Origin of the sequence: Flavobacterium sp. N1719, from assembly GCF_025947045.1 — a bacterium.
Taxonomy (GTDB): domain Bacteria; phylum Bacteroidota; class Bacteroidia; order Flavobacteriales; family Flavobacteriaceae; genus Flavobacterium; species Flavobacterium stagni.
The window spans coordinates 387,407-412,139 of record NZ_CP109993.1 but is presented as its reverse complement, the minus strand read 5'-3'; the positions used below and the strand labels follow the sequence as shown (position 1 = coordinate 412,139).

Genomic DNA, 24,733 nt, shown 5'->3' with positions numbered 1-24,733 from the left:
TTTATACAAACAAAAACAAATGAATAGGAGAATTGTAGTTTTAGGCCTAGGACAAAATAATTTCTTGTCTTATCTATATTCAGTTTTGAAAATTCATCATCAAGATTACAGTATATCCGCCCCTTTTTTTAGTGAATTAAATACCGAAAAAAAAGATGAATCTTGGATGTATGATAATCAAAACATAATTCGTAAACCCAGAATTCCCCATTTTTTAAAAGCAGTTGTTTCTATATTATTAAACAAGTACACCTACATCTTTTTTCATTATATCCTCTTTGTAGACGGAAAAGGGAAAAAGGCTTTTCATTTTTTATACTCTTTTTTTAAAGAGCAATCTTTTCTTTATGCAAATGACGCCTTCAAAACGTATGATATTGCACATTTTCATTTTATGCAATACAGTTATGTGCGAAGTGTATTTTTATTGCCTTCTACAAAAAAAATAGTTTGTTCTTTTTGGGGGTCTGATTTGTTGCGAACATCGGACAATTTTAATCATTTTATCATTCAAAAAGTTTTGTCAAGGGCTAATGCAATTACTTGTCAAACACCTGAGATGAAAGAGATAATATTGTCCAAATTCGGTAGAAATTTAGAAAAAAAAATAAAGTTATGTCTCTTTCCATTAGATCGTCTTTCGTATGATAATATTGATTTATACAGGAACGATAATGCTGAAATTGAAAAATTTAAAAAAGATTTTGGTTTTCATTTGACTAAAAAAAACATTTTGATAGGGCACAATGGGAATGCGTCTAATCAGCAGATTGAAGTCATTCAATCGTTATTAGATTTAAAAACAATCAATGATTATCACTTGATTATTAATTTAAATTATGGCTGTCCTCCTGAAGAAATAACAGCATTTAAAAATGCACTAGAAACACTTTTAAAAAGTACACAAACCACATTCTATATTAATGAAATTTTTTACAATAAAAAAGAATTAGCGCTTTCACGATTAGCCACAGATATTTTTATTCATGTTCCCATTTCAGATGCTTTGAGTGGTAGTATGTTAGAAATGCTCTATGCAAATACAACGGTTATTACAGGTACTTGGTTAAATTACAAAACTTTTAAAAAAGCGCATCTTGACTATTTTGAAGTAGAAGCAATTCGTGATATACCTTATACAATTGAAAAAAGCTGTTTAGAATCCGATAGAGATCATAAAGTGTCAAATAATCAAAGAAATATTATTACATATTTCAACAATGCTATTTTAATCGAAAATTGGCACAATACCTTTCAAGAACTATGAGTCTCAAGCAAAAAGTAACAAAAAGTTTGATTTGGACTTTTTCAGACCAAGTAGTTGTTCAAATAGCCAATTTATTTTTTGGGTTATATATTGCACGATTGTTAGGCCCTGAGACCTTTGGAATTATAGGGATAGTACTAATGTTTACCAATTTTGCTCAGTTATTTGTAGATATGGGTTTTGGTTCTGCTATCATACACAATCAACAGCTTAATACGATTCATTTTTCTTCTGTTTTTTGGATAAATAGTATTGCTGCTTTGCTATTGTATTTTCTGTTTTATTTATCCGCTCCAAGTCTTGCATTATTTTTTAAACAACCAATTTTAGAAAATGTCATCCGGGTTTGTAGTTTAACACTACTCTTGAATGCATTTTGTGTTGTCCAATTTAGTTTGATGGTAAAAGAATTAAATTTTAAGAGAAAAGCAATTATCAATTGGATTTCACTTTTTACAGGATATGGGGCAGCATTATATATGGCTTATAATGGTTATGGCGTTTGGTCCGTTGTTGGAATGTATTTAACAATGGGATGTTCTAACGTACTGGTTATATGGCTAACTACAAAATGGAAACCCAGTTTTCAATTGAATAAAGAAGCCATCAAAACGATTTGGAGCTATGGAATCCACGCTTTTGGAGATAATGCACTAAATTACTGGTCACGAAATTTTGATAATTTTATTATAGGAAAATGTTTAGGCACTCTTCAACTCGGACTTTATACTAGGGCTTATTCATTAATGCTTTTGCCTGTAAAAAATTTATCAACTGTTATTTCAAAAGTTTTTTTCCCTGCATTTGCTCAACGACAAGAAGACAAAGAAAAATTAGCGAAACATTATTTACAACTAATTCAATATATCTCTTTAGTTACCTTTCCTCTCTTAATTGGCTTGTCTTTGGTGTCTTCAGAATTTGTAATTATATTTCTGGGTGAAAAGTGGCGCGCAATGATACCTATATTATCGCTACTTTGCATTGTTGGTGCTTTGCAATCCATTGTCACATTGAATGGTGTAATTTATTACTCATTGGGTCAAACCAAAACAGCATTTAAAATTTCCATTCTTGTAAATATTACTTTGATAATTGCTTTTGTAATTGGAGTTAACTACGGAATAAAAGGAGTGGCTTGGAGTTATTTAATAGCCAATATTTTGTTGTTTTATCCTGTTTATACCACAGCTATACGATTGCTTAATTTGTCATTAATAAATGTTTTTTATAGATTAAAAGGCATATTGGCAGCACTTATTTTAATGGTTGCGGTGATTTCATTAATTGGGTATTTTATTAATTTTACGGTAATTATTGCCTTCACTTTCAAAATTTTGATAGGAACCAGTGTGTATTTAATATCTCTTTATGCTTTTGAAAGAAAACTTGTAATCCAAATAATTGATAAGGGTAAAAAGACATTCAAAAAACTAAAAAAATGAAGATTGTTCGTTTGACTACATTACTCGATTTTGGGGGGCAAGAGCGTAAATACTTGTCTTTCACAAACGATAAATCAAAATTGCATCATGAGTATATTTTTGCGGCCTTAGGCCATGGTGGCTATACTTCAAATGAATTACAAAAAAGAGGATTTTCTGTAGAATTATTGGATTTAAATTATAGGCTAATTCATATCAAAACATTGTGGAAATTGTACAAATGGTTGAAGAAAGTAAAACCGGATTTAGTTCATACTGCTGCAGTAGAAGCAAATTTTTACGGTGTTTTAGCGGCAAAACTTGCTGGAGTTAAAATAATTGTTGCTGAAGAAATTGGAATCCCAAATCATTCGCAAAAAGTACAAATTCTAATGCGTTTCGTTTATTTACTGACCTATAAAGTAATTTGTGTTTCCCAAGCAGTTAAGGATTATTTAATTCAAATTAAAGAAATTAAAGATTCAAAAGGGTATGTCCTTTATAATCCAGTTGCACCCAAGCCTTTTCAGAATCCTTCTTTAATTGGAAGTTCGATAGTTTGTGTCGGTCGATTGGAAAAGGTCAAAAATCAAAAAATACTAATTCAGGCTCTCGCACTATCAAAACACAAGGATTTGAATTTAATTTTAGTTGGTGATGGAAGAGAGCGGGGTAATTTAGAACAACTGATAAAGGATTTACATGTTCAGAATCGTGTAATAATTTCCGGTTTTGTTCCTAATCCAGAAATCTATTTAGGAAAAAGTGATTTATTTGTTTTGCCTTCATTATCAGAGGGGTTCGGAATAGCCGTTTTAGAGGCAATGCAACAAGGAATTCCCTGTTTATGTACAAATGTAGGGGGTGTTCCAGAATTTATTGATGATGGGATTAATGGCTGGCTTTTTAATCCACATGATGAGAAAGAACTTGTCAACAATATAGATGCATACTTTGACTTGAGTGTGGAAGAAAGAAAACAAATAGGTGAGGCTGGACGCCTAAAAGTGCGCTACAATTTTTCAGAATCTGAATATATTTTGAAATTAGAAAATCTCTATACTCAATGGAATTGATACGGGTTTTACATATAGTAGAGACTATTGGATCAGGCGGAGTAGAACGCAGGAAATTATTACTTTGTAAAAATTTGGATTCTTCTCGATTTGAGCAAAAAATACTTTGTACCAATGCTTATGGAGATTTTATCAAAGCATTTGAGACACTTGGGATTGAAGTGGTAGCGGTGGGGAAGATGAGTTCCCCCTTGGATGTAAAGTGCCACATAAAAGTGCAAAATTTCATCAAAAAATTCAAGCCTCATATTGTTCACGGTGCTGTTTTTGAAGGAGTAACATTAGCGGCGATTAATGGTTTTCTATGTCGTGTACCTTTAATACTTATTGAAGAAACCTCTGCACCTATTCATAGAAGTTGGAAAGCAAATTTATTGATGCGATTTTATGCAACACTGTCAAAAAAAGTTATTGCTGTATCGCCTGCAACCCTAGATTATCTTCAAAAAACTTTACGGTTGTCAAATAAAAAAACGGTGTTAATTAACAATGGAGTGTCAACTCCAACTTTTTTAACAAAAGAGGAAAAAGAAAAACTTAGATTGGATTTACATATCAAAGATCATGAATTTGTTATCGGAAGTGTAGGTCGATTACACGACAATCATGTAAAACGATTTTCGGATGGTATTCGATTAACAGCAATGTTATTAAGCAAAGGTTTACCAATGAAGTTCCTTTTAGTAGGTGGCGGACGTCAATTACCGTATTATAAACAATTAGCAAAAGAGTTGCAAGTAGAAGATGCCATTGTTTTTACTGATTATCAAAACAATGTACAGCCCTTTTATGAAATTATGGATTTGTTTATTTTACTGTCGACAACCGAATCCTTTGGTTTAGTGCTTGCAGAAGCTATGTTGCATAAATTACCAATTGTTGCCACGAATGTTGGTGGAATACCCTATATTGTTGAACACGAAGTACATGGGTTAATTATTTACGATTATAATTTAGAATCTATTTCAAACAAGATTGAAACACTCTATTTTGACAAGTTTCAACGAAAACTGATGGGCGAAACGGGGTATGTAAAAGCTTCTACAAAGTATTCGGAGCATTCATATTGTCAGTCAGTTGAAGAGTTGTACCTAAGTTTAATGAAAAATTTGGGTTAACAAATTATTATCATTTGTAATAGGTAATGCATTACTCCAATTTCATTTTAATTTTGAAAGAAAAATGAAATCATTCATTTCAAAAATTTTTAGAAAATTTTTCCCTTTCAGAAATGAGGATATTCCTTCATTTCTATTACATTCTTTATTTCATCAAGGTACTTTTTTACCCTTTACGACTTCAAGTTTAAAGTTTCGTTCTCTGGCTTGTGTGTGTAATGATTTGGTGGTAAACAACCGTCAAGAATACCTTGAGTTTGGGTCGGGAATTTCAACGATAATTGTGGCCCGTTTAATTAAAAAAAATCAACTTAAAACAAAAATTACAACTGTCGAAGAAGATTTAGGGTGGATTTCAATAATAAAAAAAATAATTGAAGATGAAGGGCTAGAGGATTTGGTAACTTTTATCCATGCGCCAACAGAAAAATCTGAAGAAATAGATAATGCTTTTGGGTATTCTGCCAGCCTAGTCAAAACCCATTTTTCACAAGGGAATAAATTTGATTGTGTTTTAATTGATGGTCCTGCAGCTTGGGAACCCCATAAAAAAAACAGTAGAATATGTAACGCAATATTACTCAATGAAAATTTAGCTTCAAACTATTCCATTTTTGTTGATAATGCAAACCGTCCAGGCGAATTGAAGTTATTGGATCGATTAGCTACAAATGCCCATGTGAAACCATTACATATTGATGAAACTTTTGCGGTATTGATTAAAGGAACACACTATAATTTCATAATTTAATTGATGGGTAAATCATTGTATTTTAAGGGATTAAATGGTATCCGTGCCATTGCGGCTTTAGCTGTAGTGGTGAGTCATATCAATAATCGCTTAGACTATTTTCAGTTGCCAAAATTGCCCTTATTGGATTTGGCAAATTTTGGAGTGACTCTTTTTTTTACACTTAGTGGATTTTTAATTACCTATTTACTTCTTGAAGAAAAAGAGCAAACAGGAACAATTGCCTTACGAAAATTCTATTGGCGACGGGTATTACGGATTTGGCCACTGTATTTTTTTTATCTACTAATTGTAATTTTATACGTTGGGGATGCGGAAATAAATTGGAGTATTTTGTTTTTCCTGTTTATGATTCCCAATTTTAGAAATTCTTTTAAAAATAGTCTCAATATCCACCCTGGGAATCATGATTTAACCTATATGATAGGACATTATTGGTCATTGGGTGTTGAGGAACAGTTTTATTTGTTTTGGCCAATACTTGTTCGTAAAGTAAAACGTATTTTATTTTTTACCCTTTTATTTCCCATTTTTTTCATTCTTTTAAAATTGACATTAAAAGTAATGCATGCCCCAGAGGGCTTGACTACTTTTTTTCATTATACTCGATTGGGATGTTTGGTTATTGGTGCATTGGGAGCATATTTGTTAAAATTTAATTACACAAAGATTATTTCCTATTTTCTACATCCAATTTCAGAGGTAATAAGTTGGTTATTTTTAATTATAGTTTCTTTTAATCAATTTCATATTGCATCAATCATTGATCATGAAATAATTTCTGTGGTGACTTTAGTTATAATTTTTAATCAAATAAAAAAAGACAAGCCCATTCTAAATTTGGAACAGAAGATTTTTGATTTTCTAGGAAAAATATCTTTTGGACTATATGTTTATAACCCCCTTGTAATTTATCTTACAGCTCAATTTATAAATCGTTTGGGGATTGAAAATACTGTAGTTAAATATGGAGTGATATATTTCATTTCAATATCTTTTTTGATTTTAGTGGCTTATTGTTCCTATCAATTTTTTGAAAAGAGATTTTTAAAATTAAAAAATCGCTATGCAGTAATTCAAAGTAATGCCAGTAAATCTGCTCAGTTTAATTAAAAATGAAACAAATACTATTTATCAGTTGGGACGGTGCTGAAACCAATTATATGGAGGGACTTTTTCTTCCTATTTTTGATGTCATTCAAAAAAATAGCGATTATCGTTTCCATGTCATACAATTTTCTTGGAGTGAACCTTATAAAATCAGTAAGATAGAATCTACTGCTGTTTCCATGGGAATAAAATACCATCATTTAAAAGTGATAAAAAAACCAACTAATAGTATTGGGAGTATATATTCTTTATTCAAAGGTAGAAAGTTTATTGAGAAATATATAGTCGCGCATTCCATCGATATAGTAATGCCACGAAGTATTATGCCTGCTTTATTAGTCAATAAGCTTCGAATGAATGGATTTAAATTAGTTTTCGATGCAGACGGATTGCCTTTAGAGGAACGAATTGACTTTGGACAATTACAAATGAATAGTTTTCAATACCGGTATTTAAAAAAGCAAGAGGATATTATTTTAGCCAATGCAGATTTGGTAATTACTCGGTCAAAAAAATCGATTCATATCCATACGGAATCCATTGGAGGGAAATCTTTTGAAAAATTTTCAAGAGTAATCAATGGAAGAGATGTTGATTTTTTTAAACCGAATAAACTATCGCGTAAAAACATAAGAGAGCGGTTAAATATTGGTCCCAAAGAAACCGTATTTGTGTATTGTGGTTCACTAGGACCTCAATATTGTTTGGAGGAAATGATTGAAATTTTTACGCGCTATCAAGAACAAAATATCAATTGTAAGTTTTTAATTTTAACAACAAACATTGCGTATGCAGAACGATTTATACCGATATCAAAAAAAGAATTATTTATCGTAAAGAAAATACTGTTCAATGAGGTTCCAATGTATTTATCTGCTGCAGATATAGCTTTTTCATTGCGAATTCCCAGATATAGTATGCGGGGTGTTTTTCCAATTAAATTAGCGGAATATTTGTTGATGGGTTTACCGGTTATTACTTCTAAAGGAATTGGTGATACTGAAGATTTGCTAAAGGATGCTCCTGGGTGTTTTATTTTCAACCATTTTTCAAGAAAATCGATGCATTTAGTTTTTGAATTTATTTTGCAAGTTCAAGATGTTGATCATAAAAAAATAAGGGCTTTTGCTGTAAAGAACTTTTCTTTGGAACGTAGTGCCAATCAATATATAAAAGCGTTTGATAAATTGTAATGAGGATTGTCTATTTTACTAAATATTCGCGTCTTGGAGCTAGCAGTAGACTTCGAAGCTTTCAATTTGAATCGTATTATCAAATGAATCAAATGGAAGTATCGTATTTTTCGTTATTTGATGATGAATATCTATTAAAATTATATCAAAATAAATCCATTTCAGTTCTTAAAGTATTGTATTTGTACTTTCGACGATTTTTTCAATTATTTCGTGTTTTTGAATACGATCAAGTGATAATTGAAAAAGAACTTTTTCCTTATTTACCCCCTTTATTTGAACAAATTTTATCCTTACTAAAAGTCTCTTACATTGTTGATTATGATGATGCCATTTTTCACAACTATGACATGCATCCAAATAAATATGTTCAAAAATTACTTGGAAAAAAAATTGCACATGTAATGCGAAACAGCGCTGTAGTTACGGTAGGTAATCAATACCTCAAATCATATGCAGTGCGTTCAGGAGCAAAATCAGTAGTTATTTTACCCACGGTTATTGATTTAAGTCGTTACACCATACAATCCCCAAAAGCGAATAAAACCAATCGAAAAATTAGTATTGGATGGATTGGAAGTCCTTCAACATTTAAGTATTTTAAAACTCTTGAAAATGTTATTCGAGTATTAAACCAAAAGTATGAATTGGAATGGCATGTTATCGGTGCAGACTGGGATGATAAACCGTTGGATATTCATTCTGTGATTTTTAAAAAGTGGTCTGAAAAAGAGGAGGTAAACATGTTAAATCAGGTAGATATTGGTATAATGCCGCTTCATGAAACACCTTGGGAAAATGGAAAATGTGCGTATAAGATTATTCAATACATGGCCTTGGGTTTGCCAGTAGTAGCCTCTCCTGTCGGGGTAAATTCTGAGATTGTCAAGCATGGAGAGAATGGCTTTTTAGCAACACAGTTAAGTGATTGGGAGTTATATTTGGAAACTTTAATTGAAAATAAGGAGTTACAGAAAAAATTTGGGCAAAAAGGGCGCTATCAAATAATTGAAAAATTTACTGTAGAAAATAATTTTAGAGTTCTTAGTGAATTATTTAAGATGAATCAAAATGGCAGCACCTAACCGTTTTTTCATACTTGAAGTTTTTCGTGGAATTGCAGCACTTTTTGTTGTGTTTCACCACGCATTAGTATCTATAGAATATTACCATAACTATACCACTCCTTTTTTGAAATTTATTTGCCATATTGGAAAATACGGAGTCGATTTCTTTTTTGTTCTTTCAGGTTTTATCATCACCTATTCATATTCGGAAACTACATCAAACAATTTTCAAGGGTTGAAGCGTTTTTTGAAATTACGTTGTATTCGGATTTACACACCTTTTGTACCCATAAGTATATTTTTATTATTATTATATTATATTTTCCCAACGATTTCCAATGCTTCAAAAAACATAGATCTAATTACATCTCTAACCTTAATACCACTTGGAAAACCAGCATTAACAGTAGCTTGGACATTAAGTCACGAAATGTTATTTTATCTTATTTTTTCTTTACGGATTTTACTGCCAAAATATTGGAATACACTCATTATCTGTTGGGTTAGTTTGATTGTATGCCATTATCTTTTTTTTGATTTTTCATCCCATTCAATGATTCAAGTTTTGGTATCACCTTATAATTTAGAGTTTATTTTTGGGTGTTGGGTAGCGCATTTATTTTTGACAAATCGAATGTTTTCAATCAAACAAATGGGAAGTATACTCTGTCTTTGCTTAGTTGTTTTCTTTTATATAGTTGCAAATGGGTATTATGAAGTTCCTTTTTTGTCCAATTTTGTTTTTATGCTTTTTTGTGGATTACTCATCCAATGGAGTTTAGTAAAGCAATTACAGCCTGTTAAATCTATAATATATGTTGGAACAATTTCGTATTCTATTTATTTAATTCATAACCCTTTACAGGTAATCATTGTACGTTTTTTCCCTAAGTTTCATTCGGAATTATCCTTGATTTTCTTGCTGACTTTAATTCTATTCTTCGTACTTTTATTTAGTGGGTTTTATTACCAAATTTTTGAAAAAAAATTAACAAATTTCTTCAAGCGAATATGGATTTCATAGTGTTAATCTTAATTGTATTGTTAAGTGTATTTTACCTCTTTCGTTTGAAACAAAAGTTAAGTAAAGTTAACTTCCAAAATCTACTTTACTTATATTTTTTTCATTTACTCTTTGGTATTTATTATTATTTCTTCGTTTTTGGTGATTCTATTGGTTATTGGAGTCAAGCAGCTTTATTGGATGAAAGTACTTTCTATTATTGTTTGACAGAGCAAAAAGGAACTTTATTTATATATGCAATCAACTACATTCCGGCAGGAATTCTTGGATTAAGTTATTTTACCGGAACCATGCTCTATACTTTTTTAGGATTCGTTGGATTAAGTCATTTCTACATCACAAGTATTCAATTGATACCACAAAATCCAAAGTTTAATTCGCTACATTTATTTCCGTTACTTTTTTTTCTTCCTAACCTTCATTTTTGGAGTTGTGCTGTAGGTAAGGATACTCTATTATTTTTAGCACTAGGATTAATAGCACGAGCTATCATCTCATTTAAATCAAAATGGTATTTGTTTATTACTGGGATATTTTTAGCTTATTTGGTTAGACCTCATATTAGTTTATTCATAATCATAGCTGTTTCAGGGGCAATTTATCTATCTAATAAAACAAAAACGTATCAAAAGGTAATATTGACAGGAATAATGATTACGCTTTTCCTAATGATTTTTCCGAAAGTCATGGAATTTGTAAAATTAGAAGAAGCATCCATCGATAGTTTCAATAATTATGCGAGTACAAAAGCATCAAAATTGGGTAGCGCTAACAATTCAACTGCTATTGATATAAGTAATTATCCATTTTTATTAAAAGTATTTACCTTTTTGTTTCGACCATTACCATTTGACATCTCGAGTATTCCAACCTTATTAGCCGCAATTGAGAACATATTTTTGCTGATTTTATTTACAGTTGGCTTCAAATTTAACTATATAAAAAGCATCAAACAGGCACCTTTAACAATCAAATATTCGGTTTTATTTTTTTTATCAGGGGCTACTGTTTTGTCTCAGTCTTTAGGAAATTTAGGAATTATGTTACGTATGCGTAACATGTTCTTGCCGGCAATGATATTTGTATTGTTATGGCATTATTATTTTGCGAATCAAAATGTAAAAAAAATAACCTCACTATGAAAACAATTTTAGGTTCATTATTCTTCTTTTTTGGATTTCAGTTGTTTGGACAAACAATAAATTTTACAGATACTGTTTTTAAACAACGATTATTGCAGTCAAATCCAGGAAATTTCATCGCACAAAATTTAAATGGCGATTACTTTGCAATAGATAGCAATTCAAACAATCAAATCGAAGTAAATGAAGCATTAGCCGTAAGTTATCTTAATGTAGAAGATTCAGGCATTTCTGATTTAGGTGAAATAAATTATTTTTCGAATTTGACAGGGTTAAATTGTAATCACAACAATTTGCAAAGTCTGAACGTAAGTTTAATACCTAATTTAATAGATCTAAATTGTTCTTATAATTTATTGTCAAATTTAAATATCGCAAATACAACACAGCTTCAAGTTTTGGATTGTTCCAATAATGCATTAAATCAACTGGATTTAAGTTCTGCAATAAGCTTAGAGCAATTATATTGTGACCATAATTTATTGAGTTCATTAAATTTTTTAGGAAATGCGATACAATTAGAAAATCTTAACTGTAGTAATAATTCCCTTTCCCAAATTGACATAACAGATTTAGTTGTATTGAAGTATTTTGATTGTTCTTATAATTTATTGACCAATATTGATATTAATTCTAGTGGTCAATTAATTAATTTAAATGTTGCACATAATTCCATTACTTCACTTGTACTTATTAATTTAAATCAACTTCAGGAATTAGACTGTTCTTATAATGCTATTTCTCAGTTGGTTTTGCAGAATTTGATTCACTTAACCACATTGAGTTTGCATCATAATACATTAACATCACTTGGGTTTATTGGTTTGACAAGTATACAAAGTATTGATTGTTCATTCAATCAATTGACAGCTATTGATATTTCAGATTATACAACATTATTATATTTAGACACCAGTTATAATGCCATTAGTTCATTACATCTTTTAAACGTATCTAGCTTACTTAATTTAGATATTCAACATAATGCATTGCAGCAATTAACCTTTGAGAATTCCTATCAAATTCGGTATTTGAATTGTAGTTTTAATACTTTACAAATACTCGACATAACTCAACTAGTCAATTTGGTTCAGTTAAATTGTAGTTCCAATAACATAAATGCGCTCAATGTTCAAGGAAATGTTTTTCTTCAATCTTTGATTGCTAATAATAATGAAATAACAATATTAGACTGTTCATCAAATATTTCTTTAGTCAATGTTGAAATACAACAAAACCTTTTAACACAATTAAATATCAAAAATGGAGTTTCCGAGAATTTGGTTAATTTTTCTAATAATCCAAGTTTAGTTTATCTCTGCTGTGACTATTCAGAATTGAGTTTTATTCAATATTTAATTACACTATATAATCAGCAAAATTGTATTGTCAATGATTTCTGTAGTTCACCATCAAATTATAATTTACTGACATTAGATAGTCAAATTGATTCCAATACGAATGGTCTTTGTGATACGAATGATATTTATTATCCTTTTTTAAGGCTTAAAGTAGCCGATTCAAATCAGGAGACTGTTTATTTTTCAAGTAAATCGGGATTATTTACCCATTATTTTTCACCTAATTATTATTATATCACACCGGAAGTATTACCATTAAATAATTTTTCGATATCTCCGTCCGAAGCCATTGTTGATTTTCCAGCGGATGCCCCTTTTTCCAATACATTTTGTGTTGGTCATCAAGCGTCAAGTAATGATTTAGAGGTGGTTGTGTTTCAAAACAGTAATCTTACGGGGTCCAATTTACTTTCGCTAAGTATAGTTTTTAAGAATAATGGGAATTTGAGTGCTAATGGAACATTACAGTTGAATTTTGAGTCAAATTCTTTTGTTTATAGTAGTTCAAGTAGTACTCCTCTGAGTTTTGGAAATGGGACAATAAATTGGAATTTTATAAACATATTACCGGGTGAGACGCGTGTTATTTTAGTAACATTTCAAATTATTGGGGTGCCAACAAACACAGTTTTTTCAGCAAATATTACAAATAATCTGGCCTTGGATGATCAACCCGATGATAATATTTTTATTTATCAAATGCCAAATTTAAATCTCTCAACTGATGATTTAATAGCATTAAATGGGAATCAAATGAGTTCTTCAGCATTAACAAAATATCAATATTATTCTGTTACTTTTTCTAATACAAGTAATCAAACAATTCAACAATTAAATATCCAATTGCAAATTCCTAATTATGGGTATGATATCGCCACATTTTGGCCCGTTTTTTCAAACAACAATGATGTTATTAGCCGAATGAATATTTCAAGTGTAGATTTATTATTTCCGACTTTACATTTAGAGCCAAATCAAAGTTTTGTGTATGTATTTAAAATTAAAGCCAATTCGAGTTTACAAGTAGGTGATCAAATCAATCTCGTTAGCAATATATTCAATTCACCTTCAACAATAGCTTTAACTTCACAAGTGACCACAACGATACAAGATCTTAAAAACATAAATTTTCAACAAGTACAAGTAACGATTTATCCAAATCCTTGTTATGATTTTATAGAATATAAAGTTGATGGATTTGAACCAACGTTTTATGAAATTTATGATATTCAAGGAAGATTGATCCGCAAAAAAAGTATGGAAACTAAGATTCAGACCACTAGTTTTGAAACAGGGCTATATTTTATTTTGTTTTCTGATGGAAAAAATAAAACAGTAAAGCGATTTTATAAAAATTAACTAATTCATTTTTTTACTTCGAAGCCAACGGAAAAATTTAAATTTAAAGGGTAATTTTTTACTATAGTTTTTTTCATAACCATAGCCATAACCATAATTGTAGGAATAGCTATAGCTAGAGGAATAGATTTTGTTTTGTCCAACATTATTTAAAAGTATACCAAAACTAATAGTAGGGTTAATTTTTTGAAAATCCTCGATATGTTTTAGAAGTTTCTTTTCTGTGAAATTAGCTCTAGTAACAAAGATTATAGCATCAGCTAGCCCAGATATTAACGTTGTGTCAGTAACTAAAAGTGTGGGAGCAGTGTCAACTATTATATAATCATATTTTTCTTTGAGAATTTCTATTAATTCTAAAAATCGATTACTTGATAACAATTCAGCTGGATTTGGAGGGATGGTTCCTGAGAAAATAACATCGAAATTATTTTTTAGTTGTTCGTCAGAACCTGAAATAATAATTTCATCAACGTGCATTTCTTCGTCAAAAATATAATTAGAAATTCCTTTATTATTTTTTCTGTCAAAATTTAATATAGTATGTAATTGAGGATTTCGCAGGTCTGCGCCTACAAGAATTACTCTTTTTTTTGTAGCATTCATTGAGATTGCCAAATTGACCGAAGTAAATGTTTTTCCTTCACCTTTAACAGAGGATGTAACATAAATAACTTTACTTTTTTGCTTTTTGTTGTTGGATAAAAGAAAAGAAATATTAGTTCTTAAAATGCGAAAAGATTCTGAAAGTACTGAACGATCAAATTGTTTAATTAGTTTGCTTTCAGTCGACTCAACAAATGGTATTTCCCCCAATATGGGTAAAGAAATTCTAGACTCTAATTCTGATTTTGTTTGTATTTTATCGTTTGAAATGTAATAAAAATAAATTATGAGAATAGGAATTAAAAGTCCAGTTATAAATGCTAAAATATAAATTAACGACCGATCTGGTGCTATAGGATTACTACTAGTATTTGGTAATTCTATTAATTTAATGGTTGGATTTGTAATAGCGAGATTTACTGCGGCCTCCTCTCTTTTTTGAAGTAATAATATATATAGAGATTCTTTTATGTTTTGTTGACGCTCGATGGATCGCAACGATTTTTCATTGTCAGGGATTCGATTGTAATCTTTGTAACTTAATCCATTAATTTTTACGAGTTGTTGTTTTTGGTAATTAAGGGTGTTTTTATAGGTAAAAATTGTTGATTTTAAATTGTTTTTAATTAAAGTAGATTGTTGACTTAATGAAACTATCATGGGATTAGTTTTACCTCCTCCATCACTGATGAATTTATTTCGGTTTAAAATCACTTCATTCAATTTGCTGCTTAAATTGTTGATGTCTTCATTAGTTATGCCAATATTCACAGGTATTAATTCATGCTCTTTACTATTATTAATAGCATTTAGCATTAAATCAGATAATACAATTTGGGTGTCAATTTTTTCTACTTCGTTTTTTGAAGAGTAATTTTTTTCCATTAATACTCCAGCGTCAGCTTCTAAAAATGAAAGTCCCTTGGATTTTTTAAAAGAAGCTTTTTCATTTTCAATTGAATCAAGTTCTGTAAATAGAAAACGAAAACGATCATCAACAAATTGTATTGTTTTTTTGTAAATCATTTGTCGATCTTTAACCCCATCTTCATCGAATATGCCAATTAAAGTATTCAATATGGTGTTAATTTTTGAGGTGTTACCGCCTTTCAGATTTATTTTTAAAATATTACTTTGCGCACCTTGTTTTGTTATTGTTAAGTTGTTGGAAAGTTCTTGAATAACCTTTTTCTTGTTTTTTAAGTAAACAAAATAGTTGCTAACCTTGATAGGTTGATCATTTTTTAAAATGATATTGAACGGAATGCTTAATGTTAGATTAGTTTTATTATAGGGATGGATAGTGTTAGATGCATTGATTTGATATCCATTTTCTAACAAAGTAACTTCAAATGATAAATTATTTGCTTCTAATTCATCATGACTCATTCCCCAGATTACCTTAAAAGGAGCGGTGTCCCAAACTTCAATAGATTTAATCTTACCTTTGGCAAAAATTTCAGTTTGTAAATCAAGACTATCGATTACTTTGTTGAAAATTCGAGTTGATTTAAATAATTCGATTTCATTTTCTAATTGTTTGTCATTTTCACCAAAGATTGTGAACGCGTTTGTAGGTAATTTAAACGTGTTATTGCTTTGATCTAAAATTTGAATTTTTGCTTGAGTGGCATATATATCACTTACATAGCGCAAATAAATAAAAGCAACTAGTATCGAAAGGATTAATGAAAGTAGTATCCATTTCCAAAAAATGAAATATTTGACTAATTCCTCTTTTAAATTAAATTGAATAGTATTGCCTTCCATTTATTTTGCTAGTAGTATGATTGCTAAAATTGTTGATATGCCTACAGATGTTATTGTTAATAAATTGCCCAAGCTTTTCACATAGCCTCCAGTTTTCACTTTAGGGTCATTGGGAAGTACATAAACTACATCGTTGGGTTTAATATAATAATAAGGGCTTGTGAACCAGTCTTTAGAAGTTAGGTCAAGTTTATTGTATTTTAAAACGTTATTTTCTTCACGAATTAAATAAACCTCTTTTCTTATACCGTTTATTGTTAAATCTCCTGCATAACCTAATGCTTGAAGTAAGGATATATTCTCTTCTAAAAAATTATAAGTTCCTGGTTTATTTACCTCACCAAGAACAGTAAATTTTGAGTTAGTCACTCGTACATTCACTATTGGGTTGTAAATATGACCTCCACTAATAAGTAGGTTGGAAACTAATTGTTCTAATTCGCTACAACTTAAACCTACAACATTTATTTTCCCTAAAATTGGCAAAGTAATCATGCCATCAGAATTAACTAGATATCCTGAAGGTGATGAAGCGCCGTCTTGATTGTATAGTTTAACTAATTCAGAGGAAGTCGAAGAAATAACCACACTTAAAATATCATTTTTAGAAATTTTAGTTATTTCAAGTTTAGTTTGATCTGAACTTTGAGTATTAATATTGTTAAAATAAATAATATCTTTTTTAGAAGTACAAGAGGAAAAGATTAAAAGTAATAGAATAAAATGGAGGTATGTTCTCATTTATTATTTTAATAAAATGGTTTCACCTACTAAAGTAGTTAATTTTTAAATAAAAACAGAAGTAGAGTATATCTGATTACAAAACTAAGTATTTACATGTATACACTTATTTCGATTCTATCTACTTGATAGTTATTTAACATTAAGATAATATAGGTTAAATAACCATCAGATTACATCCTCGAATATCAGAATGGTCAAATCGGCCCAAAACTTCAAAGGAATTATTTGAATATTTTTTGCCTAAGTCTTGGGTGGCAATAAAAGAGCACGAATTGTAATTGGCCAAATCAATCACATTGATGCCACCATTTTTTCCATTGGCTACATACGATAAGGCATCCTCAGGATCACGGATGAGAATGTGCATCCAATTGGGACATTCAAATAGTCCATCACCAAATGAATAGGCTTGAGAAAGTAATTCGGTCATCCCGTATTCGGAATGAATCGTTGGCACACCAAATCCTTGGCACAACACCTGATGAAGTTCTTCGCGAATCATTTCTTTACGGCGACCTTTCATGCCGCCGGTTTCCATGATAATGGTGTTTTTGAGTTGGAAGGTTTCTTTTTCGATGAGGTCCAACAGGGCATATGTCACTCCTATTAAAAGTATATTTTGACCCGATGCATCTAGTGTTTTTAATGTGGTGATGAGTTCGTCGTAATTGTTCAAATAAAACCCACTTTGTTCGTTTTGCGAACCTTCAATTAAGTCTTCCACCATATAAATGAGTGACGAACCTTCCCTTTCCAAATAGGAGGGAAGTAGTGCTAATACGGCATAATCTTCAATATGGCCATAAAAATTGGAAAAAGCAGCACGAAAACTTTGGGTGTACAAACTTAGGTCGGTCACATGGTGTTGACTTGTAATTGTGCCAGTGGTACCGCTAGAGGTGAAAGTAGTTTGTGCAGGATCGTTGTTTGAAACCACTTTCCGACTTTTAAAAAATTGAATAGGTAAAAAGGGAATGGCTTCAAGTGATTTTACTACTGTTTTTTCTACGTTTAATAAATCACAAAATTCACGATAGACGGCATTGTTTTCGTGTTGATGACGAAAAACTTTAAGTGCCATTTTTTCAAATTGCTTGGGATTAGCTATAGTAAATATATCGTGAGGATTCATTGGGCAAAAGTACAGAATAAAAAAAGCCCCGACAAATTGCCGGGGCTGGTGTTTATGTGAACTGTGATAATTATTCGATGATTAATTTTTTCACAGCTGTATTTCCATTTTCAGTGATTTGTACTAAATACAAACCTTTGTTTAATCCGCTTACGTTAACTGCATCAGTAGTTGTAGTATTGATAACTTCTTTACCAATCATATCATAAACACGAACTGATTTAGTTGCATTAGCGTCAGTATTGATGTAGAAAACACCATTTTTAACAGGGTTTGGATAAACCGCTAAACCTGCAATAGTGTTATTGTTAACCGCTAATAAGTTAGGGGTAGTTGAAATTCTTAATTCGTCAACAGTAACAACAGGAGTTGTATTGTCTGAATCTTGACGGAATAAGAAACCACCTAACGTTGCAATTGCTGTTGCAGGAGTATCTGTTAATGTTGGAGTTTGTGTTCCATCAAAACCGGCAACTGTTGGGTTAATCCATACTTTTAAAGCATTGTTAGCAAAATCGTATCCCATAACTACGAATACAACATCATTTAAATTGTATGTAGCAGTTGTATAGTTTGTAGTTGAGGTTCCAGAAGTTAAACCTAACTGGTAAGTAGTGCCTGTTTTTTTGTAGAATAAACGACCTTTAAAGTTGCTAGCTACACCGTCAGTTAAAACAGCGATGTACGTTTCAGCTGGATCAGTTGTTAAAGCGAAATCAGTTACTTTCATTAAGAAAGAAGCGTACAATGCGCCTTCAGTAGCAGTGGTAGCTGTAAAAGTTTTGTGGATTTCTTTACCCTGACCGTTCAAACCAGCCGCATTACCAGATGAAGTTAAACCTGTATACGATAAGTTGTCAGTAGTTACTAATACATCATCGCCAGAGTTTGCATTTGCCCAATATTGAGTAGCACCTACTGATGCACCTGTATTATAAGCAAATCCGTCATATAATGGTAATGTGTTAACAGGTTTACAATCAGGAGCATTAATAGTTACTGTATAAGAACAGTTACCGCGTGTCATTGTTACAGTTGCACCAACACCTTCTGTAATACCAGAAACAGTGATTGTACCGTCAGCAACAGTGCCAGGGTTATCACCACCCACAGTTCCCGCTGTAGAAGTAACTGTATAAGCACCTCCGCCGCCGCCTGTGTAAGCGATAGTTGCAGAATAAGTATCTAAGCCAAAAGTTGTAGCGTCACAAGTAGTTGTTACTGTTCCAGGAACTACGGTACATGTTGGGTCAAAACTAAAAACACGCACATCATCCAAGCGGAATTGTGATGTTGTGGAAGTTTGCGTAAAACGAATACGTAAATTCGTTGCGCTTGGAATTCCTGAAGTAATTGTAATTAAAGTCCAGTTTGTTGTTCCTGTTCCAGTAGGGCGCGTATAAGTAAGAGGAGCAAAAGTAGTTCCGTCAGTACTTACTTCAACAGTTAATTCATTACTAGCTGCTGTTGCACTTTTATAATGCCCAAAGCTCAATTGTAATGTAGAGGTGTTGTATGCAGAAGTATTGATTCCTTCAATTAAAAAGTCTTTTCCTGCAGTGTTTGTAAAAAATACGTTTCCACTTCCTGAAGCTCCTGTATATCCAGAAGAAGCTGTAGTAGCTCTTACATCAGCTGTTCCTGTGTAAAGAATTGGCGATGAATTTTGAAAAACATTAGAAGCAATTGCAGTAGTCGCTGAAGGAGTTCCCATGTTTTCGCTGTAAATAGTTTGAGCTAAAACATTTACTCCGGTCAGCATTAAAAGCATGAAGTAAAATTTTTTCATAGTTGAAATATTAAATTAAGCATACAAAGATAAGCACTATTTTTAGAATTAAAAAAAGCGTAAGTTAAAAAAAGGTAAATAAGAGGTTTTTAACTATCTGACAATAAGTTTTCTAGTGGCTGAAGCATCACCTTCTTCAATTTTAATGAAATAAACCCCCGGCTGAAGTGTCGATAAGTTTAATTCTCGAGAAGATAGAACGGTTTGAAAAACTTTTTTACCTAAAACATCATATATGGTGATGTTTTTGTCGTCATTGTTACGAGTAGTGATATACAATTTACCACCAGTTACTGGATTGGGGTAAAAGCTCAGACCCTCGATGGAGTTGCTCTCCTTCAAGTTCGGCTTAGCTTCTTGTGCAGCTACACTAGCTGTACCAAGAACTAAGAAAAATAAAACACTATACAAGTAATTTTTGGTCATGAGTATACAATGATTAAAACAAATATACTGGAATTATTTCAAATACAATGCCACAAAAAGAAAAAATCCCTCCAAAAGAAGGGATTTTAACATATTTTGAGAAAAATTCTTATTGAATCAAATTGGTTCCATCTACAGTAGCCCATGCGCCAGGCGACAAAGTAGCTCCCGTAGCTGAAGTACTAGTAGTGAATTGACCTGAAGGAAACGCGACTGTAAAGGTATTGGCTCCTGTGGCAACATCCACCGAAGTATTTGTTATTTTGAAGTTTGTCAATTTGATTTTACTTCCATTCACTTGATTAGTGTTCGTTGTGATATCTTGAATTTTTATAGCAGCACCTTGATAGGTTGTAGTCCCTTCAGTGTAAGTTCCATAACCATCGATTACCACATTACTAAAGTCACCATTACCTTCTTTTTTGAATTGGATGGCATCAATTTCAATGGCTCCAGCAACTTCAGGTACACAACCTGCTGCACGTTTTAACGTAATGTTGGTGAATTTTGGGTAAAATGTATTGTTGTTTGAAGAAGATTCAATTTCAATTCCGAAGTTCCCTTTCGTTACTTGATACGCTAACCAGTTAGTGTTGTTTTGACCTTGCCATCCATCTTGCCAGTCGAATGAATCGTCATAATTGCCATACGAAATAGCATTGGTTAAACTTGCTGTTCCACCATAAAATTCGAATCCATCATCCGCACCTTTGTAGGACACTAAGTGGTCTAAAATCGTTCCAGAACCCACTGCATAGAATGAAAATCCGTTCAACTCTTTTGTACCATCCGCTAATTTTTTACCAGCATATTCAACACGAGTATAACGTAATGATCCACTACTGTGTGTAGCATTTGTACCTCCGTAAGTATACGATAATCCATCTTCTGAAGTAGCCGTTGAACCACCACCCAATACTTTTACAGGAGCATCACCATACATGATGATACCACCCCAAGACCCAGGAACTTTTGAAACTTCAGTAAATACAACTGGAGCAGATTCAGTTCCGTTAATTACCAATTTACTTCCGTTTTCAATCACAAGTGCATTATCACCATTGTTTTTATCACAAGTAATCGTGCTTCCCGCTTCAAAAGTAAGTGTAGCTCCATTTTGAACTTTTACAATTCCTTTTAAAGTATAATTTCCGTAAGCATAGGTTTTGCTTGTTGTAATGTTTCCAGTAATTTCACCTACTTGTGGAGTTACTGTATTTTCGTCTTCATTATCACTAGAACAACCCGTAAATACAGTTGCTAAAAGGGCAAGACTAAAAAGAAATTTTTTCATTTTTTATATGTATTAATTTTTTGCAAAGTTATTTTTTAGTTGAATTTTTTGTGTTAATTCAAGGCTAAGTTATTTTTATTGAATTTTAAATCAATAGTTAATTCAATGTTAATGGTGTTAGCCTTGTATTATTAGAAGGTATAACTTAAGTTAAGCGAGAAGCCTACTCCTTTTTTATAATCTTGAATACGGTGCGAAGCCTCTGTAAACGTGTCTTTGTTGTTGTCTCCCAATTCCAAACGGTAATACGGATTCAAAAGATTGTCTGCAGAAAATTTAACATCAATGTGTTTGTTTACTTTGCTTGTCCAAACAAAATCCAATTTACTCACTGGCAATTCATATACATGATCAATTCCCGCCGTTCCTAAACTATAAATACGTTTTCCAAAAACGGAGTATACTAATGTCACAGTATTTGTCCAATCTTTTGTGAATTTAAAATCGTATTTCACATCAGAGTTGATTAACCATTTTGAAGCACCTTGTAATTCACGCTCTCTGTGCGTTTCAATACTCTGACTCACATTTCCTGTCGGGCTGATATTCGTAGAAGGAACTGTTACCTTCGTATTCATTACCGAAGTATTGAATCCCCAAGTAAAATCTTTTAAGCTCTCAGAGAAACGCGATAAGTCTAAGATAAATTCCGCCTCAATACCATATAATACAGCTTTTTCAGAATTTAAAAAGGACATGATGGTAGTTCCAGGATTCGCTACAAACGTGCGCTCAATAGGATCTTTGATGTTTTTACCAAAGGCACCCACCGCTAACATTTCTTTTCCGGTTGGGAAAAACTCATATTTAAAATCAACATTTGTATTGGTGCTGTTTTTCAAATAAGGATTTCCTTGAAATACCGTTCCGTCTGGATTTACGATTGAAATTGGGAACGACTCCATAATGACCGGTTTGGTGTAGGTTTGAGAAATCGCCAAACGCAAGTTGGTCTTTTCATTCAAACTGTATTTTGCATTCACAGAAGGCAATACATACAAGTCGTCGGTTTTGATTTTTAGATAATTTTGATCCCAACTTCCGATTTCCTTGTATTTGGTAATACGGTTGTATTTTTCCAAACGCAATCCAGTATTAATCCCTAAGTTTTCATTGATTTTGAAATAAATATTAGCATAACCTGCATTAATGGTTTCTTCTAATTTCGATTTCCAGTTGGCATTACTTTGCTCTTGGAATGAAATCTCATAATCCAATAAATCTTGACGGATTACATTGTCAATTTCATAAGGGTTTACCGTAAAGGTCGATGCCGAGTTGAAGTTTTTGATGGTATTAATAAAACGGTACGATGATTTTGTAAAATTGTGGTTACCGTTATACCCAACAGTTAACTTATTATCCGATCCAAATTTCCATTGGTATTCTAAAAAGGCCGATGAAAATAAGTTGCTCTTAATATCTAAATATTGACGTAAGAAGTTATTTCCGCCATAGCTTACAATCACTTCTTGGTCGTTTACATACGTTCCTGTATAACTGTTGCGGTCGGGTTGACTGAATTTTGTTTGTGCCAAAGACCCTCCGTATTTCAATACATGATTTTTGTTTTTTGTGATTTTATAATCCCCAAAAATTTGTCCATTATAAAAATCAGATTGTTCAAATTGATTGGTGCGAATCAAATAATTTGGATTATTGGCAAAGGCACTTTGTACCCCCAATTGATCTTGAATCTGACTGTCGGTTGATTTTAAATACAATAGTGAAGTAGAAACTGTGAAGCGTTCTGTGCTGAAGTTAATCCCAACAATTGAAGATAAATTCGTTTTGTAATCGTACGTTGTTCTGCGGAAATTGTTCGAATATTGGATCAAACTTCCCGCTTGTAATGTGCGGTCAACTCCTTGACGGAATTGATAACTGTTGTCAAAATTGATCGAAAACAAATAACTCAATTTATTTTTTCCAACGTCAAATTTTTCAGCATGTAAAATACCTACACTAGTATTCAACGGACTTTTCGATTTCTCCATGCCAAATCCGTTTTTGAACGCATTGATAGCGTCATTACGACTCACCGTAATCGGAGGGTTGGGTGTTGAACCAAATACGGATGGTAAATCGCGATCACTTCCTGAAAAGCCAAAAAACCCTTTGGTGGATCCCGCTGAAGTGGGTAAATTAAAATCGCGTAAGTTGTTGTTGGTGGTAAAACCCGTTCCCAAACTCAATTTGGTAATGCTTTTTATTGGTTTTGTCGTCGTTACTACATTAAAAGTAGCTCCCGCAAAATCCCCATAAATATCAGGATTGAATGTTTTGTACGTTTCAATCAAACTCACCACGTCAGTCGGAATTAAATCCAACGGAATAATCTTTTTAAAAGGATTGTTTGACGGTACCGCCAAGTTGTTGATCAATAAATTGTTGTAGCGGTCTTCCAATCCACGAACAAACAATCCGCGCGAACCTACTTTGGAAATCCCTGTGATTTTTGTCAAACCTTCTTCCACATCGCTCACCCCTTTACGAGACATTTCTTGGGCACCAATACTTTGTTTGATTTCAACAGCTTTCTTTTGTTCTAATAACAAAACCGTTTCTTTCTCGCGATTCACCGATTTTTGAATGACAACATCTTCCAATTTGAAACTTCCAGATCCTAGTGCTTTATCAATTGTTACCGTTTCGCCCGCTTTTACATGGATTGGTACTTCAATCGTTTCATAGCCTACAAAACTAAAAACCAAGGTGTAATTGCCAGCCTCAGCTTTTATACTGTATTTTCCTTTTTCATCGGTAGTAACACCCACTCCAGCGCCTTTCAAACCTACATTAGCAAATTGTAAAGGTGCATTATTCATGTCTTTATCGGTGACAGTACCGCTGATTGTTCCTTTTTGTGCGGTCATTACCAGACACATAAAAAAAGTAAGGAAGAAAAATTTAATTTTCATTGTATTTACGTTTTCTTAAAATTTTGTGCAAAGAACGCTTTAGAGTTTAAACAACAAGTTAACAACAAGTTATTTAAATGTTTTATAAATATGAACATAATGTTAAGTGATTAAATTATTGTTAACTCAAATCTTAGGGTAACTTGGACTTTGTAATAG

The 24,733-nt window shown here is 32.0% G+C and carries 18 protein-coding genes; 11 read left to right on the top strand and 7 right to left on the bottom strand.

The annotated features are described in order from the left end of the window. The first annotated feature begins 19 nt into the window (after nt 1-19). The 11 genes from OLM45_RS01555 to OLM45_RS01505 all read left to right on the top strand — a co-directional run bounded on the left by OLM45_RS01555 (nt 20) and on the right by OLM45_RS01505 (nt 13,892). A complete protein-coding gene (locus tag OLM45_RS01555; RefSeq protein ID WP_264511396.1) occupies nt 20-1,267 on the top strand; it encodes a hypothetical protein in 1,248 nt (415 codons plus the stop codon). Then, nucleotides 1,264-2,712 carry an MOP flippase family protein gene (locus OLM45_RS01550; protein WP_264511394.1) on the top strand — a complete coding sequence of 483 codons (1,449 nt, stop codon included), beginning with the start codon at nt 1,264-1,266 and terminating at the stop codon, nt 2,710-2,712. The genes OLM45_RS01555 and OLM45_RS01550 overlap by 4 nt, the downstream gene beginning before the upstream one ends. Next, nucleotides 2,709-3,767 carry a glycosyltransferase gene (locus OLM45_RS01545; RefSeq protein ID WP_264511392.1) on the top strand — a complete coding sequence of 353 codons (1,059 nt, stop codon included), beginning with the start codon at nt 2,709-2,711 and terminating at the stop codon, nt 3,765-3,767. The genes OLM45_RS01550 and OLM45_RS01545 overlap by 4 nt, the downstream gene beginning before the upstream one ends. Continuing rightward, nucleotides 3,758-4,885, top strand: a complete 1,128-nt coding sequence (locus tag OLM45_RS01540) for a glycosyltransferase family 4 protein (RefSeq protein WP_264511390.1) — start codon at nt 3,758-3,760, stop codon at nt 4,883-4,885. Before OLM45_RS01545 ends, OLM45_RS01540 begins: the two co-directional genes overlap by 10 nt. Nucleotides 4,886-4,949: 64 nt before the next feature. After that, nucleotides 4,950-5,636: a class I SAM-dependent methyltransferase gene (locus tag OLM45_RS01535; protein WP_264511388.1), complete on the top strand. Its 687-nt coding sequence runs from the start codon at nt 4,950-4,952 to the stop codon at nt 5,634-5,636. A gap of 3 nt (nt 5,637-5,639) precedes the next feature. Next, a complete protein-coding gene (locus tag OLM45_RS01530; RefSeq protein ID WP_264511387.1) occupies nt 5,640-6,749 on the top strand; it encodes an acyltransferase family protein in 1,110 nt (369 codons plus the stop codon). Nucleotides 6,750-6,751: 2 nt separating this feature from the next. Beyond that, the gene (locus OLM45_RS01525; protein ID WP_264511385.1) at nt 6,752-7,939 is read left to right on the top strand and encodes a glycosyltransferase family 4 protein; all 1,188 of its coding nucleotides are present in this window, start codon (nt 6,752-6,754) and stop codon (nt 7,937-7,939) included. A 92-nt stretch (nt 7,940-8,031) separates the two neighbouring features. Beyond that, nucleotides 8,032-9,024 (top strand): glycosyltransferase family 4 protein, encoded by a 993-nt coding sequence (locus OLM45_RS01520; protein ID WP_264511383.1) that lies wholly within the window; start codon nt 8,032-8,034, stop codon nt 9,022-9,024. Continuing rightward, on the top strand, nt 9,011-10,030 hold the full coding sequence (locus OLM45_RS01515; RefSeq protein ID WP_264511381.1) for an acyltransferase family protein: 1,020 nt from the start codon (nt 9,011-9,013) through the stop codon (nt 10,028-10,030). Before OLM45_RS01520 ends, OLM45_RS01515 begins: the two co-directional genes overlap by 14 nt. A 44-nt stretch (nt 10,031-10,074) precedes the next feature. Next, on the top strand, nt 10,075-11,172 hold the full coding sequence (locus tag OLM45_RS01510) for a hypothetical protein (RefSeq protein WP_264511379.1): 1,098 nt from the start codon (nt 10,075-10,077) through the stop codon (nt 11,170-11,172). After that, a complete protein-coding gene (locus tag OLM45_RS01505; protein ID WP_264511377.1) occupies nt 11,169-13,892 on the top strand; it encodes a leucine-rich repeat domain-containing protein in 2,724 nt (907 codons plus the stop codon). Before OLM45_RS01510 ends, OLM45_RS01505 begins: the two co-directional genes overlap by 4 nt. Here OLM45_RS01505 and OLM45_RS01500 read toward each other — a convergent pair whose 3' ends face one another. The 7 genes from OLM45_RS01500 to OLM45_RS01470 all read right to left on the bottom strand — a co-directional run bounded on the left by OLM45_RS01500 (nt 13,893) and on the right by OLM45_RS01470 (nt 24,574). Then, complete coding sequence (locus OLM45_RS01500; protein ID WP_264511375.1) at nt 13,893-16,268, bottom strand: polysaccharide biosynthesis tyrosine autokinase; 2,376 nt, start codon at nt 16,266-16,268, stop codon at nt 13,893-13,895. Further along, nucleotides 16,269-17,009: a polysaccharide biosynthesis/export family protein gene (locus tag OLM45_RS01495; protein WP_264511373.1), complete on the bottom strand. Its 741-nt coding sequence runs from the start codon at nt 17,007-17,009 to the stop codon at nt 16,269-16,271. A gap of 157 nt (nt 17,010-17,166) precedes the next feature. Further along, complete coding sequence (locus OLM45_RS01490) at nt 17,167-18,144, bottom strand: acyl transferase (protein ID WP_264511372.1); 978 nt, start codon at nt 18,142-18,144, stop codon at nt 17,167-17,169. Nucleotides 18,145-18,214: 70 nt separating this feature from the next. Then, on the bottom strand, nt 18,215-19,933 hold the full coding sequence (locus OLM45_RS01485) for a T9SS type A sorting domain-containing protein (RefSeq protein ID WP_264511370.1): 1,719 nt from the start codon (nt 19,931-19,933) through the stop codon (nt 18,215-18,217). Between the two features lie 93 nt (nt 19,934-20,026). Further along, nucleotides 20,027-20,359, bottom strand: coding sequence for a T9SS type A sorting domain-containing protein (locus tag OLM45_RS01480; RefSeq protein WP_264511368.1), 333 nt, complete (start codon nt 20,357-20,359; stop codon nt 20,027-20,029). Nucleotides 20,360-20,468: 109 nt separating this feature from the next. Beyond that, nucleotides 20,469-21,653: a hypothetical protein gene (locus tag OLM45_RS01475; RefSeq protein WP_264511366.1), complete on the bottom strand. Its 1,185-nt coding sequence runs from the start codon at nt 21,651-21,653 to the stop codon at nt 20,469-20,471. Nucleotides 21,654-21,784: 131 nt separating this feature from the next. After that, entirely contained in the window at nt 21,785-24,574 is a 2,790-nt protein-coding gene (locus tag OLM45_RS01470) for a TonB-dependent receptor (RefSeq protein WP_264511364.1), read from the bottom strand. Nucleotides 24,575-24,733: the final 159 nt, after the last annotated feature.